Genomic DNA, 13,090 nt, shown 5'->3' on the forward strand with positions numbered 1-13,090 from the left:
CGGGCGGCGAGCCGTGGCCGGCCGAGGGCTTCGCCCCCGAGCAGGCAGTTGCCGCTCCCGCAGCGACAGCTGCGGCTTCCACTCCCGCTGTCCCGGCTCCCGCTCCGGCAGCTCCGGCTCCGGAGACGGCGGTTCCCGCGGCCGCAGCTCCTGCTCCGGCGGCCACTGCACCTGCTCCCGCGGCAGCAGCTCCGGCTCCCGCCGCACCGCCAGCGGCGAAGCCCGCTGCTCCGGCGAAGCCGAAGCGCGAGCCACGCATGATCGGCTCACGTTCGCTCTCGCAGTGGGTGAAGCTGGGCTCGCTCGGCCTCGTCGGGCTGATCGTGCTGGCCGGCGTTATCGTCCTCGCTGCTCGCGGCGTCACCACGCTGCCGGGTGTCCCTGAGTTCGTTGAGCGGTACCCGGGCGAGTACGAGCCCGCGGTCGTCGCAGACGAGGGCTTCCCCGCTTGGGCGCGCTGGACGCACTTCCTCAACCTGTTCTTCATGGTGCTCATCGTGCGCTCCGGGTTGATGGTGCGGCACCAGCAGAAGCCCGACGCGTTCTTCACGCCGAAGCGCGGCGGGAAGAAGATCTCGATCCACCTCTGGCTGCACACGAGCATCGACCTGCTGTGGCTCGCGAACGGCATCATCTTCGTGGTGCTGCTCTTCGTGACCGGGCACTGGGCCCGTATTGTGCCGACGAGCTGGGAAGTGTTCCCGAACGCCCTCTCGGCGATGCTCCAGTACCTCACGCTCGACTGGCCCGTGGAGAACGGGTGGGTGAACTACAACGCGCTCCAGCAGCTCATGTACTTCATAATCGTGTTCATTGCGGCACCCATCGCCGCGATCACGGGCGTGCGTATGAGTGAGTGGTGGCCGAAGAACAACGAGAAGCTCGACAAGGTCTTCCCGGCCCAGCTCGCGCGGGTGCTCCATTACCCGACGATGCTGTTCTTCGTGGTGTTCGTGATCATCCACGTGTTCCTCGTGATGACCACGGGCGCGCTCCGCAACCTCAACCACATGTACGCCGGTAATGACGGCGCTGGGTGGTTCGGGTTCTGGATGTTTGCCGCAGGGCTTGTCGCGATCGCGATCGCCTGGTTCGTGACGAGGCCGCTGCTCGTGGCCCCGATCGCGAACCTGTTCGGTAAAGTCAGCAACCGCTAGGTGGTGCGCGGCATCGCCGCGCACCACACCCCGAAACACCAGGAGGTGTGGCAGTGGATTCCGTTCGCCCCACAAGCGATAGCCAGTGGAACGCGCTCCAAGCAGGAGCGGTTCCCGCGGTCGAAGAGGTCCGTCCAGGGATCCACGCCATCGCCCTCGACATGCCTGGCATGCAGCCCCCGTACGCGTACAGCTACGCGATTCTTGCGGGCGGGGGCTCGCGTGCCGTGCACATCATCGACGCCGGGCTCGACACCGACGAGAACTGGGTAGCGTTCGGGGACGCGCTGGCCGCGCTCGGCCGTGAGCTCACGGACATCGAGACGGTGACGATAACGCATTTGCACTTCGATCACACGGGCCTCGCCAACCGCATTCGGGAGGCTTCCGGAGCGACGGTGCGCATGCACACTGCGGAGGCGGCAGCGATCGCCGAGGGCCTGCAGTTCTCGGCGGGTCACGATGTGGGCGACATGCTCGGCAAGTGGGGCGTGCCCGAGGAATCGCGCGCCGCGCTGCTTGCGATTGCGACGTCCCGCGCCGACTTCGGCAGCGTCGTCATTGTCGACGAGGAGGCGACCGACGGCGAGATCCTCGACTTCGGCAGCTACCGTGCAACGGTGATTCACACCCCCGGGCACACGACCGGGCACATCTGCCTGGCACTCGAGGGCGAAGCCGCAGTTTTCACCGGGGACCACGTCCTTCCGCTGATCAACCCCGGGATCGCGCTCGGCGGACGCCTTACCGCCGATCCGCTCGGCGAATACTACGACTCACTCGAGCGTCTCGCGCCCTACGCGGACGCTGAGGCGCTGCCGGGGCATGGGTTCAGGTTCGCGAGCCTTGGCGCCAGGTGCGCCCAAATCCGCGCCCATCACGAGGCCCGCACGGCTCAAGCCGCGCAGGTACTTGCAGCGGAGCCTGACCTCGCGGTCTGGGATCTCGCCAGCCGACTGACGTGGACCGGAGGTTGGGAGGCGTTGCCGATCGTGTCACGAGTCTCAGCGCTCGCGCAGACCGACATGCACCTCGCGCGAGTGCGCAAAGCGGCACCCGCGCGCTAACCGTTCCCGGCAGCCTCATCGCACGGTGACGGTCACCATCAGGTGATCGGAGAGCTGCGACTCGACCACTCCGGCGTCGAGAACCTCAAGGTCGGAAACGAACAGGTGGTCGATCTGCTGCTGCGGATCCTCAGCTGACCAAGTGGGTGCAGGCCGGTGTCCGTCGAGCGCATCGGCGGCGCCAGCGGTGAGGAGCGCTCGCCAGGCGGCACTTCCTGGCTCGGTGTTCAGGTCGCCGCCGGCAATCATCGGGCCGCTTGCAGCTGCCTCGCTCATGGCGTCAGCGAGCACCTCCGCCTGCCTGAGGGTGGCACCGTCGGCATCGGGCTGCAGGTGAGTGGAGATCAGCCCGATCTGCTTGCCCCGCCAGGCGACGCTGATCTGGGTCATGGCCGCCCCGGTGAGCGAGTCGAATGTTGGGAGCGGGGTAGCCCCTGCGTTTCCCAGCGGCAGCGAGGTGAGGATCGCGTCTCCCCACACTTGGTCGCCAGCGGGGCCGAAGACGAGCTGCATGTCCAGCAGCCGGGCGAGGATCGCCAGCTGATCCTGCCCGCCGTTGAGGAGCCAGCCGCGGTCGACCTCGCTGAGCATCGCGACCTGTGCGCCGCTGTCGCGGATCTGCTCGGCCACGCCGACAGGATCGAATACGCCGTCGATGCCGTAGCCCATGCGGAGGTTGTAGGCCGCAACCGTGAGCGTGTTTGCGGACGCGGCAGGGTGGGCGGTGTCGGCGTCACGTTCGGGGTCGGGCAGCTCATCGAGCGCCTGCACCGTGAGCGGGGGGCCGAGTACCGTGAGCGCTGCAGCGAACGCGGCGATGATGCCGACTGTTCCGGTCAACGGGCGCCAGCGAATGCCGGGCTCGACGGCGCTGGCTGGTTCCTGCGCGGGCGTGCCAGCTGGACCGGCCGGACGCCGCAGGAGGGCAGCAGCCGTGATGAGCGCGGCGAGGGCCACGATGCCCCAGTCTGCGCGGTACCCCAGGTCGTAGCCCGCGTAGAACAGGAAGAGGAACGCCACCCACACGATCCCGCCTGCCGCGGTCGCGAGAGCCGCGCGGCGCGGACTGCCCGGCCTGCTGGGGAGGGCGGCGAGTCGGGCGAGCGCGGCAGGGCCGAGCGCGAATGCAGCGAGCGACCACAGGCTGAGTTGGCCAGGGATCCCACCGCGGGTGACCTCGAGCGGCACTGCCACGAGCACCGCGGCGAGGAACACCGCTGCCGCGACCCACGGTCGGCGACGCGACTGCGGAAGGAACGCGAACACGACCGCCAGCCAGACGCCGATAACCACGAAGAACGGCCCCCAGAGCAGGTTCACCGTCGAGCCGCGGCCGACGTTGGCGAGGGCGAGCTGCAACACGAGCAGCACCGGGAACACGAGGAGACCTGCGAGCGGCGTAGCCGGCGGTTCGGGCAGGCTCGTGAGGAGGGACCGGAACGCGACGACGATGAGCGCAGCCTGGGCAAGCAAGAGCACGACGTCGAGCGGATCCTGGCGCCAGACCGCGCCGAAAGACCCGAGGGCGGCGTGTGTCGAGGTAGCGATTGCGACGCCGAGGAAGACATTGGGCACCAGGCTCTGTCCGGTGGTTCCCGCGATAAGGCAGAGCGAAGCGATCGCGAGGAACACGCCGAGGGAGCTGCCGTAGAGCTGGAAGTCGCCGCCAGCCGGGTTCACGCGCAGCGCGATCCGCACCGCAAACGCGGCGACGAGCAACCACGCGGCGAGACGGGGCGCTTGGCCGCGGATGAACGCGAGCAGCAGCAGCGAGGCGGCAATCACCGCGAGCGCGAACGCACCCATCACCTCGGGCGGGGTCTCGGCGGCTCGACCAAAGAGCGTGATGAGTGACGGCGTCCAGAGCCGCCACAGGTCGGTGAGTAACCAGACGGCAATGACAGCTGGGACAGACACAGCACTGAGTCTTCTCATGGTGCCACCGTAACCCGGACCCGAGAAAAACGGGGGAAATCTACCCGCGCACCGGCCCCACTCGGTCAGTCGTGGGAGCGGAGACCGGGAATATCGTGGCTTTCCGGTTCGAGCTGCAGTGTCGAATGCTCGAGGTGGAAGTGCTCCATGAGACAGGCCTTCAACTCGTCGAGCACCGCGTGGTACCCGCGTTCGCTCCAAGAGTCATCGGTGATCGTGACGTGTGCAGAGAACGCCGGAACGCCCGAGGTGATCGTCCACGCGTGTACGTCGTGTACCTCAACGACGCCGGGGACGGCGAGCATGTGCTCGCGGGCCGCATCGACGTCGAGGTCCTTCGGGGCGGCCTCGAGGAGTACCGTCACGACGTCGCGCAGCAGACTGTAGGCGCGCGGCGCGATGAGCAGCGCGATCGCGATCGACGCGATTTGGTCGGCAACCATCCACCCGGAGAACGCGATGATGATGCCAGCGACGATGACCGCGACCGACCCGAGCAGATCGCCGAGCACCTCGAGGTAGGCGCCCCGAACGTTCAGGCTCTCCTTCTGTCCGGACCGCAGAATAAGCAGCGAGACGAGGTTTGCAATCGCGCCGATGACTGCCGCGATGAGCATCGGTGTCGACTGCACCTCGACCTCGGACCCGAAGCGGGCGATGGCCTGCACGAAGATGACGACAGCGATGACGCCGAGCACGATGCCGTTCGCGAGCGCGGCGAGCACCTCAACGCGGAGATAGCCGTAGGTGCGTTTGGAGTTCGCGGGAAGGGTCGCGATGATGCTTGCGAGCAGCGCAATGGCGACGCCGGTCGCATCGGTGAGCATGTGCCCGGAGTCGGCGAGCAGCGCGAGCGACTTCGAAATGAAGGCACCGATGATCTGCACGAGAAACACGCTGAGGGTGATTGCGAGGACGAGGATCAGTCGCTTGCGGTGCTTCCCGGTTGGGGTCGCAGCGCCCTCGAGGCCGTGCGAATGGCCGGCATGCCCCTCGGCGTCATCAGTCGTCGTGGGTGCCGCCGGGTGGCCGGCGCTGAATTCGGGTTCGCAGCTCGGATCATCCATGATTCGCAATGCTACCCCCGAAACCTATTGAAAACTCAGCTGCGTGATATGTCGGGGCTCTTGCGGGGTCGGCCGGGTGGTGTCAGCGCAGGAGGAGGTAGAGCGATCCGAGGGCGGTGCCGGCAATCACGGCCCACTCGAACGCCCGCTGTTTGATGCGCGCCGCGATCCAGCGACCGATGAATGCGCCGACGACGACCGCGGGAACCAGCAGGAGATCGAGCTGGAGTGACGCGGGGGTGATGAGGCCAAGTCCGATCGAGATTGGGAGCTTCACGAGGTTGATCACCGCGAAGAACCAGGCCGCCGTGCCGAGGAAGGTCTTGACCGGAAGCTTCGCCGCGAGAAAGTAGAGCGACATGACCGGACCACCAGCGTTCGCGACCATCGTCGTGAACCCGCCGAGCGCACCAAAGCCCGCCCGGGCTCCGAGTCCGGAGAGCGGGGCAGCGGCAGCAGGAGTGCCGGTCGAGGCGCTCCGTCGAGGCCGCAGCCGCTGCCAGAGGTTGACGGCGATGAGGCACAGCAGAATGGTTCCAATGAGCCGCCGCACCCAGCCGTCGTCGGCAAGGGCAAGGAAGGCTGCGCCCGCCGCAAGCCCGACCGCAGCAAAGGGGATCAGTCTGACGAGCGCACGCCAGTCGGCCTCGCGCCGATAGCTCACGAGCGCGAACACGTCGCCCACGATGAGGAGCAGCAACAGCGCGCCCGTCGATGCCTTGGCCGGGAGGATCGCCGCGAAGATCGCGATGGAGATCGTGTTGATGCCGGGCAGCGCAGTCTTCGAAATGCCGACGAGCAGCGCGGCGACCGCGAGCCACATCCAGGCGTGCGGGGCGAGCTCGAGCGGGGCCAGGGTCATCCCCTCAGCCTACCCAGCTGCGGGGCGCTGCTCCCGATCCTGCATGAGCTGCGCCGCAAGCGCGAGCAGCTGCGGCTCGCTTCCCTGCCGGCCAATGAGTTGCACGCCAACCGGCAGCCCGGCCGCATCGTGCGTGATGGGCACCGCGATCGCCGGCAACCCCGACACGTTCACCATCGAAGTGAACGGCGTCCACTGGCACTGCAGACGGTAGTCATCTGCCGGCGCGAGGCCGAGGAACTCCCCGATGAGCGGCGGTGCCATCGCGAGGCCCGGGGTGAGCACCACGTCCGTCTGGCCCCAGAGCGCCCGCACCTCGCGGGCGAAGCCGCGGAGCCGCGCGGCGCTCTCGCGGTGCTGCGGCAGGGAACGGGCGAGTGCGCGCCCGCGCATCTCCCGGGTGAGCGGGGTGAGCAGCTCGACCTGCGTCGCATCGAGCTCCATGAGCGAGAGCCCAGAGATCCAGCCCTCCGTAAAGAAGTCGAAGTACTCGGGGTCGTAGCGGAATTCTGCGGTGTCGACCTGATGCCCGAGGGCGGTGAGCCGCTCGGACGCCGCCGCAAATGCGCCGAGGGCATCGGGGGAGAGCTCGATGTCCATTGCCGATTCGAACGGGGAGACGGTGCTCGTAGCGACCGTCAGGCCCCGCAGCGTGTCCGCCCGCCGCACCGCCGCCGCGTGATCACCCCGCCGCTTCGGCTCGGCCATCGCGTCCATGAGCAGCGCGGCATCTGCTGCGCTGTGCGCGATGGGGCCGGACACCGTGAGCACCGGCCCGCCGAAGCTGTCCTCGTAGCCGGTCGTCACATCCCCCGGCACCGCGCCGAGCCCCGGCTTGAGGCCGACGAGCCCGCAGGCGAGCGCCGGGATGCGAATCGATCCGCCGCCGTCGCTGCCCGGCGCGACGGGAAGCAGCCCTGCCGCTACGGCCGCGGCTGATCCGCCGCTGGATCCGCCCGATGTGCGCGTGAGGTCGAACGGATTGCGCGACGGGGCAGCGACGAGGTTCTCCGAATAGCAATTCAGCCCGAACTCGGGCACCTGGGTCTTGCCAAGTGACACCGTGCCAGCGGCCTTGAGTCCGGCGACAACCGGGTGATCGGTTGCCGCGAGCCTGTGCGGCTGCGCGGCTGAGCCTCCGGTTGTCAGCGCGCCGGCGACATCAACGATGTCCTTGTGTGCGATCGGCAGGCCGAGCAGCGGCGGGAGATCCTGGCTGTCGGTCGTGGCCGCGAAGCGTGCGTCTGCGGCGCTCGCCGCTTCGAGCGCGGCATCCGCGGTGACGGTGACGAAAGCGCCGAGGTCAGCGCGGTCAGCGATGCGCTCGAGGAAGTGCTCCGCCGCGGCAACCGCGCTCACCTCGCCCGCGCGCATCGCGTCGCGCAGCCCGACAGCAGAGGAGAACGGTTCAGGTGACGACGCCAGTGTGCCCATACCTCCGATAGTACGCGGCCGCGGGGCGGCATGACAGGGCGCGCGGGGCGCCCGCGCTATTGAGCCGAGAAGGTGTGTTCGAAGCCGTTGCCCGAGCCGCTCCGGCGAACGGAGAGCTCGTAGTTGCTCGTGGGGAGATCGCTGCTCACCATGGCGGAAATCCAGGCGGTCTGCATGCCCGGCCGGGTGATGGAGCTCGCGCCCCCGTCCCCCGCCCGCACGCCGATGCCGAGCGAATCTGTGGAGGTGAGGAACGCGTAGGCCACGACCCCATCCGCCGTCTGCGCGAGAAACTCGAACGTCTCGGGGCGCAGGGTGCCGACGTTGTAATTCGGGTCGGACTCGCTCATATCAACGAGCGACTGCGTGGCCTTCGCGATGGTCTCGCTGCGCACCGCCTCGGGGACGCGGGGTGGCAGATCTGAGACAACCTGCACGACGAAGGTGACGAGCAGCGCTAGCGAGCCGAGCAGCGCAAGCGCCATTGCGGCGCTCGGGGCGATCTTTCGGCGAGTGTGCTGTGGTGCAGTCACTGTGTCTCCTAGCGTCGATGGTGGTGTGAGCCGGGCTACAGCTCCGTGAAGGTGTGCTCGAAGCCGCTGCCCGAACCGCTGCGGCGAACGGAGAGCTCGTACTGCTGCTTGTCGGTGCCCGAGCCGGTGAGGGTCGCGTTCAGTGAGCCAGCCTTCTCGGTGGGGGCACCGAGCTGCCACGCGTAGGCTGACGGGTCCTCGCCGCGCACGCCCAGCCCGAGGCGATCCTCGGTTGTCAGGAAGGCAAAGGCGATCGCGCCGTCGGCGGTGCGGTCGAGGATCTCCAGCGTTTCCGGCTGGATCTTGACGGCTGCGTTCTCTCTCGGGAGCTTCGCAGCGTCCTCCTCGAGAACAACCAGGAGCTCTGCGCGGGCTTCGTCCATGCCGCGGGGCGGGGCAGCCGCGGCGACCTGGAGTACGAAGGTGACGAGCAGGGCAAGCGATCCGAGCAGGGCAAGCGTCATGATGGTGGCCGGCGCGAGCCTGCGGCGGGTGTTCGCTGGGACGGTCACAGAGTCTCCTTGTGTCAATGAGTGCTGTGGCCCATCGTAGCCCGAGGGCCGGAGCGATTCCCGGGCGCTGCGTCCGGTAGGTCTGGAAAAGGCGGTGGGTATGTCGAAACAACCGGGAACGGGCATAGGAATGGACGAAAGCGTATCTATCGGCCGGAGGATCCGGGCAATGTTGCGAAAACGGCCCTCCTTGTTGCGAATGATTCTCATAAGCGCATAGACTGAGACTCGTTCTCATTTAGAAAGTTTCTTATGTCCTCTCTCTCCACCACCCGTCGCTCCGCAGTGGCGATCCCAGCGCTCGCCGCAGTGCTCGCCCTGAGCGCCTGCAGCCCCGCCGCAGAGGCACCCAGCGCGGGCACGCTTAACGTCGTCACGACGACGACGCAGCTCGCAGACTTCGCGCACCAGATCGGCGGTGACGACATCTCGCTGACGAGCCTGCTCGCCGCCGGCGCGTCGGCGCACCACTTTGATCCGTCTCCGAAGGAGCTCGTCGCGTTGAGCCAGGCCGACGTGCTCATCGTGAATGGAGCCGAACTCGAGGGGTTTATCGACTCTGCGATCGAGGCGTCGGGCTTCGCGGGTGAGCTTGTGACCGCCGCAGACGGTATCGATCTCGCCGAGGCGAAGGAGATCACCGCCGAGGGCGAGCACGAGGTCGAAGCAGGCGGCGGCGAGGCTGCCGAACACGAGCACGACCATGCGGATCACGACCATGCCGAGCATGGCTCCGGGGGGCACGACCACGCCGCCGACGAGGCCGCAGGCCACGAGCACGCTGAGGATGCATCGGCCGGCCACGATGACCACGCAGAGCACGACCACGATCACGGCGACGTGAACCCCCACCTCTGGACATCGCCACGCTACGCCTCCGCGATGGCCGGTGAGGTCGCGCGCGGGCTTGCGAAGGCCGACCCCGAGCACGCAGCCGACTACCGGGAGCGCGCGAGCGCGTACGAGGCGGAACTCGCGGAACTTGACGCGTGGGTAGGCGCGCAGTTCGAGCGAGTCCCGGCCGCGGAGCGCGTGCTCGTGAGCGGACATGACTCGCTGCGCTACTACCTCCACGACTACGGCATCGCCTACGCTGGCGCGATCATGCCGAGTTTCGAGGACAACGCAGAGCCGAGCGCGGCAGAGCTCGACGCGCTCACCGCCAAGATCACAGAGCGCGGAGTACGCGCGATCTTCGTCGAATCGTCGATGAGCCCGAAGCTTGCGCAGACCATCGCGCGTGAGGCGGGGATCACTGTCGTCGACAGCGAGGCGCTCTACGCAGACTCGCTCGGACCCGCTGGCAGCGGGGCAGAAACCTATGTCGCCGCGACCGTGCACAACACGCAGGTGATTCTCGAGGCGTGGGGCCACACCCCGGACGCCGTGCCGCAGGGGCTGGGGGCCGCGTCATGACGGACAGCGCTGCAACGCCGCTCGAGCTGACGGGCGCCGCGTTCGGCTACGCCGGGGAGACCCGCGTGGAGGATCTGGACTTTGCGGTGCCAGCCGGCGCCGCCGTCGCCCTCATCGGCCCAAACGGCTCGGGCAAATCGACGCTGCTGCGCGGCATCCTCGGACTCGCCGATCTCACCGCAGGGTCCGTGCGGGTGCTCGGCACGACGCCCGAGGCGGCCCGCCGGAAGGTCGGCACACTGCCGCAGTCCGACGCGCGCGACACGAGCCTGCCGGTGACGGTGCGCACGGTCGTTGGGATGGGGCTGTACCGGGAGGCCGGCGCCTTCGGTCGCATCGGCCGGGCAGGGCGCGAGGCTATCCAGCGGAGCATTGACCTCGTCGGGCTCGCACCGTTCGCCGGTCGGCGCTTCGGTGAACTCTCCGGCGGCCAGCAGCAGCGGGCAATCCTCGCTCGCGCGCTCGTCTCGAACCCGCAGCTGTTGCTGCTCGACGAGCCGTTCAACGGGCTCGATCGCGAAAACCGTGAGATGCTGCTCGAGCTCGTTGCTCGGCAGCGCGACGATGGCCGCACCGTCATCGTGTCGACGCACGACCTCGAGATCGCGAAGGCAGCATGCACGCACGTGCTGCTGCTCGCGAGCGGACACGAGCCGGGGGAGCCGGGGCACCCGGCCGCCTTCGGCACGCTCTCCGAAGCGCTCACGCTCGACGCGGTGCAGCACGCGTTCCACGATTCGACGGTGGAGTTGGATCAGCACACGGTGACGACGGTCCGAGAGGTCGATGCGCCGTGAGCGGCTGGCTCGCGCAGGCGGCACCGGGACTCGCGAGTATTTTCGCGCTCCCGTTTATGCAGCGCGCCCTCATCGCAATCGCGGTGCTCGCCGTTGCCGCCGCAATCGTCGGAGTCTTCATCAATTTCCGCGAGCTGGAGTTCGTGAGCGATGGACTCGTGCACGCCGTCTTCCCGGGCCTGGTGATCGGCTCACTGGTTGGCGGAACGGCTGGGCTGCTGCCCGGAGCGGTGGGGGCTGCGGTGCTCGCCGCGCTGCTCTTCACGCTGCTCGGCCGGGGCGGATCTCGGAGCGCCGCCGGCGTCTCCTCGCGTGACGCGGGTATCGCTGTGGTGCTCACTGGATTGTTTAGCCTCGGCATCGTGCTGGTGTCGCGCAGCGAAAGCTACGTCTCGCAGCTGCAAGAGCTGCTGTTCGGCAGGATCCTCACGGTGACGACTGCGCAGCTGTGGCAAATTGCGGTGGTTGCGGCTGTCGCGATCGCGATCGTCCTGGTCACGCGCCGTGCGCAACTCTTCCGCTCCTTCGATCCTGCAGGGTTTGGAGCGGCCGGGTTCAGCGGTTTCCGCACTGACCTTGCCCTGAATATTGCCGTCGCGCTGTTGGTTGTGGCTGGGGTGCAGGCGCTGGGCGTGCTCATGGTGGTCGCGATTCTCGTGGTTCCGGTCGCGGTTGCCCGGCTGCTGACGCCGCGGCTCGGCCTGCTCGCACCCGTCGCCGCGCTCGTGACGCTGCTCGCCGGGGTCGCGGGACTCTGGGGTTCCTTCGAGTGGTCGCTGCGCGGTGAGGTGTCCGCCTCGCCCGGCGCCATGATCGTGCTTTCGCTTATCGCCCTCTACGGCCTTGCCGTAGCCGCGTCGGGCGTCGAGCGCGGACTCCGCCGGAGCCGCCAGCGCAGTGCCCGACGGGCCACACCCGTCGCCGCACCTTCGCGGACGGGGGCATGCACATGAGCTACCTCACGCTCGCTGCCATCGAACTGGTACTGCTCGGCTTGCTTGCCGGTGTCGCCGGAACGCTCATCGTCTTTCGGGGCGGCTCCTTCTTCGCCGTCGCACTGAGCCACGCAACGTTCCCTGGCGGAGTGATTTTCGCGCTCGCTGGCTGGAACCTGCTCATCGGCCAGGCGCTGTTCGCTGCGCTGCTCGTGCTGCTCATGGGGCTGCTCGCTCGGGTACCACGCCAGGGCGGCCAGGTGTCGAGCGGCATCGTCCTCGCTCTCGGCTTCGCTCTCGGTGCGCTGCTGTCGAGTGCGAACCCCGGGCTCGGGGTGCCGGTGGACGCGCTGCTCGTCGGCTCGCCGCTCGGGGTGTCGGTGTCAGACGTCGCGGCGACCGGAGCCGTGCTCGTGCTGTCCCTCGGCGCGGTGCTGCTGTTCGGCAGGCGGATCCTGTTCCACACGTTTGATCCGGCGGGCTTCACAGCGGCGGGATTCCGGTCGGGGCCAGTCGAGCTCGTGGTCGTCGGTGTGATTGCTGCCTCGGTCGTGGTCGCGATGCCAGCGGTGGGGGCGATCCTCGGGGTCGCGATCCTTATCGCTCCTGCCGCCGCGGCCCGGCTGCTCGCCCCGACGATCGCCTGGGTGCCGCCCCTCGCGGCGCTACTCGGTGTGCTCAGTGGGCTGCTTGGCCTGTGGGCGTCACGCGAGTGGAACATCGCGGCTGGCGGATCGATCGGTCTCGCGGCAACCGCGGTATACGTGCTCGCGCTTGCGGTCTCTGTGGTGCTGCGTCGGCGTGGCCGCCCGGTCTCCGCTACCTTGGAGAGGAAGACTCCAGCTGCAGTGATCACGGGAGGTGAGTGATGCAGCCGAAGCGAAATACCTGGCAGCGTGAAGCGGTGCGCGTCGAGCTCGTTGACGCGCCCGGATTCGTGAGCGCGCAAGAGCTCCATCGGCGGTTGAAAGACGGTGGGTCGACCGTTGGGCTTGCGACCGTGTACCGAGCGCTCGCGCATCTCGCGGAGGTTGGCGATGCCGACTCGCTGCAGTCTCCCGAGGGCGAAACGCTGTTTCGTTCGTGCGAGACGACCGCGCACCACCATCACCTCGTGTGCCGGAAGTGCGGGGAGACGCGCGAGCTCGCCGCGACCGTCGTCGAGGAGTGGGCGAACCGTGTCGGGTCGAAGCACGGCTTCACCGAGATCGGGCACGTCGTGGATCTGTTTGGGCTGTGCCCGAGCTGCTCGGCGGCCGAGTAGGGGTTGCGGATCCGTGGCGTTCGCGACTCGCGCTGGCCACAATTTTTATATCGATTTTTACACTCATCATAATTTTTTGTACTAACAGAAAAACTGTGTTAAATTCGCACT

At 68.0% G+C, this 13,090-nt stretch carries 13 protein-coding genes; 7 read left to right on the top strand and 6 right to left on the bottom strand.

Features of this window, described 5'->3' with window-relative positions:
• Together AUL38_RS07315 and AUL38_RS07320 are read left to right on the top strand one after the other, a co-directional pair.
• Positions 1 to 1,157, top strand: a 1,157-nt coding sequence (locus AUL38_RS07315; RefSeq protein WP_153006505.1) for a cytochrome b/b6 domain-containing protein, incomplete at its 5' end; no start/stop codon positions are given.
• A 53-nt stretch (positions 1,158 to 1,210) separates the two neighbouring features.
• Positions 1,211 to 2,224: an MBL fold metallo-hydrolase gene (locus AUL38_RS07320; protein ID WP_153006506.1), complete on the top strand. Its 1,014-nt coding sequence runs from the start codon at positions 1,211 to 1,213 to the stop codon at positions 2,222 to 2,224.
• A gap of 15 nt (positions 2,225 to 2,239) precedes the next feature.
• On the opposite strand, the gene AUL38_RS07325 is transcribed toward AUL38_RS07320, so the two are convergent.
• The 6 genes from AUL38_RS07325 to AUL38_RS07350 form a co-directional block, all read right to left on the bottom strand.
• Complete coding sequence (locus AUL38_RS07325) at positions 2,240 to 4,141, bottom strand: endonuclease/exonuclease/phosphatase family protein (RefSeq protein WP_059060634.1); 1,902 nt, start codon at positions 4,139 to 4,141, stop codon at positions 2,240 to 2,242.
• An 83-nt stretch (positions 4,142 to 4,224) separates the two neighbouring features.
• Positions 4,225 to 5,226 (bottom strand): cation diffusion facilitator family transporter, encoded by a 1,002-nt coding sequence (locus tag AUL38_RS07330; protein ID WP_083506690.1) that lies wholly within the window; start codon positions 5,224 to 5,226, stop codon positions 4,225 to 4,227.
• Positions 5,227 to 5,308: 82 nt separating this feature from the next.
• Positions 5,309 to 6,088, bottom strand: coding sequence for a sulfite exporter TauE/SafE family protein (locus AUL38_RS07335; protein ID WP_059060636.1), 780 nt, complete (start codon positions 6,086 to 6,088; stop codon positions 5,309 to 5,311).
• Positions 6,089 to 6,097: 9 nt separating this feature from the next.
• On the bottom strand, positions 6,098 to 7,522 hold the full coding sequence (locus AUL38_RS07340) for an amidase (RefSeq protein WP_059060638.1): 1,425 nt from the start codon (positions 7,520 to 7,522) through the stop codon (positions 6,098 to 6,100).
• Between the two features lie 56 nt (positions 7,523 to 7,578).
• Positions 7,579 to 8,055 carry a hypothetical protein gene (locus AUL38_RS07345; protein WP_153006507.1) on the bottom strand — a complete coding sequence of 159 codons (477 nt, stop codon included), beginning with the start codon at positions 8,053 to 8,055 and terminating at the stop codon, positions 7,579 to 7,581.
• Between the two features lie 35 nt (positions 8,056 to 8,090).
• A complete protein-coding gene (locus tag AUL38_RS07350) occupies positions 8,091 to 8,567 on the bottom strand; it encodes a hypothetical protein (protein WP_059060643.1) in 477 nt (158 codons plus the stop codon).
• 252 nt (positions 8,568 to 8,819) lie between these two features.
• Between AUL38_RS07350 and AUL38_RS07355 the strand changes: the two genes are divergently transcribed.
• From AUL38_RS07355 to AUL38_RS07375, 5 genes are read left to right on the top strand one after another with little or no spacing between them, the layout of a single operon-like run.
• Entirely contained in the window at positions 8,820 to 9,983 is a 1,164-nt protein-coding gene (locus AUL38_RS07355; RefSeq protein ID WP_059060644.1) for a metal ABC transporter substrate-binding protein, read from the top strand.
• Positions 9,980 to 10,780 carry a metal ABC transporter ATP-binding protein gene (locus tag AUL38_RS07360; protein ID WP_059060646.1) on the top strand — a complete coding sequence of 267 codons (801 nt, stop codon included), beginning with the start codon at positions 9,980 to 9,982 and terminating at the stop codon, positions 10,778 to 10,780. Before AUL38_RS07355 ends, AUL38_RS07360 begins: the two co-directional genes overlap by 4 nt.
• The gene (locus tag AUL38_RS07365) at positions 10,777 to 11,733 is read left to right on the top strand and encodes a metal ABC transporter permease (protein ID WP_235590647.1); all 957 of its coding nucleotides are present in this window, start codon (positions 10,777 to 10,779) and stop codon (positions 11,731 to 11,733) included. The genes AUL38_RS07360 and AUL38_RS07365 overlap by 4 nt, the downstream gene beginning before the upstream one ends.
• Positions 11,730 to 12,584 (top strand): metal ABC transporter permease, encoded by an 855-nt coding sequence (locus tag AUL38_RS07370; RefSeq protein WP_059060647.1) that lies wholly within the window; start codon positions 11,730 to 11,732, stop codon positions 12,582 to 12,584. Before AUL38_RS07365 ends, AUL38_RS07370 begins: the two co-directional genes overlap by 4 nt.
• Positions 12,584 to 12,979, top strand: a complete 396-nt coding sequence (locus AUL38_RS07375) for a Fur family transcriptional regulator (RefSeq protein WP_059060649.1) — start codon at positions 12,584 to 12,586, stop codon at positions 12,977 to 12,979. The genes AUL38_RS07370 and AUL38_RS07375 overlap by 1 nt, the downstream gene beginning before the upstream one ends.
• Positions 12,980 to 13,090 lie beyond the last annotated feature (111 nt).

Source organism: Leucobacter sp. G161 (assembly GCF_001482305.1).
In the GTDB taxonomy this organism is placed as follows: Bacteria; Actinomycetota; Actinomycetes; order Actinomycetales; family Microbacteriaceae; genus Leucobacter.